Annotated in this window: 3 pseudogenes; all 3 read right to left on the bottom strand. The window is 72.8% G+C overall.

The features are described 5' to 3' along the window. Nucleotides 1-28 precede the first annotated feature (28 nt). Nucleotides 29-861: pseudogene (locus AOK09_RS31385) on the bottom strand (1-deoxy-D-xylulose-5-phosphate reductoisomerase); the annotation flags it as partial. Between the two features lie 2 nt (nucleotides 862-863). Then, a pseudogene (locus tag AOK09_RS42700) lies at nucleotides 864-1,068 on the bottom strand (1-deoxy-D-xylulose-5-phosphate reductoisomerase); the annotation flags it as partial. A gap of 69 nt (nucleotides 1,069-1,137) precedes the next feature. Then, nucleotides 1,138-1,696: pseudogene (locus tag AOK09_RS31380) on the bottom strand (acyl-CoA dehydrogenase family protein); the annotation flags it as partial.

Below are 1,696 nucleotides of genomic sequence, written 5' to 3'. Positions count from 1 at the left end.
CGTTCGCCGGCCCGGTCGCCGGTCACTCTCAGCCCGCCGCGATCTCCCGGGCACGGGTGCGGGCCCAGTCCTCCGCCTGCAATACGTCCTCGACGGTCAGCTCGGTTCCCCGGACCGGGGTGCCGTGCTCCGACACCACCTTGGCGACGGTGTCGACGATGCCGTTGAAGGCGAGCCGGCCGGCCAGGAACGCGTCCACGCACTCCTCGTTGGCGGCGTTGAAGACCGCCGGAGCGGTACCGCCGAGCGTACCGACCTCACGGGCCAGCGACACCGAGGGGAAGGCCTCGTCGTCGAGCGGGAAGAACTCCCAGCACGCCGCCTTGGTCCAGTCGCAGGCGGGAGCCGCGTCGGGCACCCGGTCCGGCCAGCCGAGCCCCAGCGAGATGGGCATCCGCATGTCCGGCGGGCTGGCCTGGGCCAGGGTGGAGCCGTCGGTGAATTCCACCATCGAGTGAACGACGGACTGCGGGTGGACGACGACCTCGATCCGGTCGAAGGGGATGTCGTACAGCAGATGGGCCTCGATCACCTCCAGTCCCTTGTTGACCAGCGTCGCCGAGTTGACGGTGATCACCGGGCCCATCGCCCAGGTGGGGTGGGCCAGCGCCTGCTCGGGGGTGACCGTGGCCAGTTCGGCCCGGGTGCGGCCGCGGAAGGGGCCGCCGCTGGCGGTGACCACCAGCTTGCGCACCTCGCGGCGGGTGCCGCCCATCAGCCCCTGGAAGAGCGCGGTGTGCTCGGAGTCCACCGGCACGATCTGGCCGGGCTTCGCCAGCGCCTTCACCAGCGGGCCGCCGACGATCAGCGACTCCTTGTTGGCCAGCACCAGGACCCGGCCCGCCGCCAGCGCGGCCAGGGNNCGACCGCGACCGTACGCACACCCAGCCGCAGCGCCTGGTCCGCCAGCAGCTCCACCCGGCCGCCCGCCGCGGAGAGCCCCACCACGGCGAAGCGGTCGGGGTTTCGCTCCACCACATCGATGGCCTGGGTCCCGATGGAGCCCGTGGATCCGAGGATCACCAGCTCACGGGGACCGGAGTGGTCGACGGCGGGCTCGAAGCGCAGATGCGGGTCGGCGAGGGATTCCATGGCCCCATTGTGGCGTGCCCGGCGGACGGACACGCCACAGGGCGGCTACTTCAGGCTGCGGTGCACGTTCTCCCGCTGCGAGGGGCCGGGGGTGGCGTCGGCGATCCACGGCCCGTCGCCGGAGGGGTCGACGACGCCCTCCTCCAGCCACTGGTACCGGCCGCGCAGCACCGCGCGGGCGGCCCTGGCGTCACGGTCGTCGGTGTTGCGCCACAGCCGGTCGAAGAGCTCCTCGACCCGGATCCGCGCCTGCCGGCAGAAGAGGTCGGCCAGCTCGTACGCGGCCCGGCCCTGCTCCGCGTCGCCGCTGCGCAGCATCTCCGCCCGCACACAGGCGGCGGACATGGCGAACAGCTCGGCGCCGATGTCCACGATGCGGCCGAGGAAGCCCTGCTTGGTCTCCATGCGGCCCTGCCAGCGGGACATGCCGTAGAAGGTGGATCGGGCCAGCCGGCGGCTGCCGCGCTCCACATAGCGCAGATGGGCACCGAGGTCCGGATACCCCTTGGGGGCGAACTCCCCGTAGGAGGTGGGCAGTTGCCCGGGCCCGGCGACCAGCTTGGGCACCCAGCGGGCATAGAAGCCGCCCGCCCGGGCCGCCGCC

Origin of the sequence: Peterkaempfera griseoplana (genome assembly GCF_001418575.1) — a bacterium.
Taxonomy (GTDB): domain Bacteria; phylum Actinomycetota; class Actinomycetes; order Streptomycetales; family Streptomycetaceae; genus Peterkaempfera; species Peterkaempfera griseoplana.
Note: the sequence above shows the minus strand (reverse complement) of the source record. Positions and strands in the feature narration are given on the sequence as shown.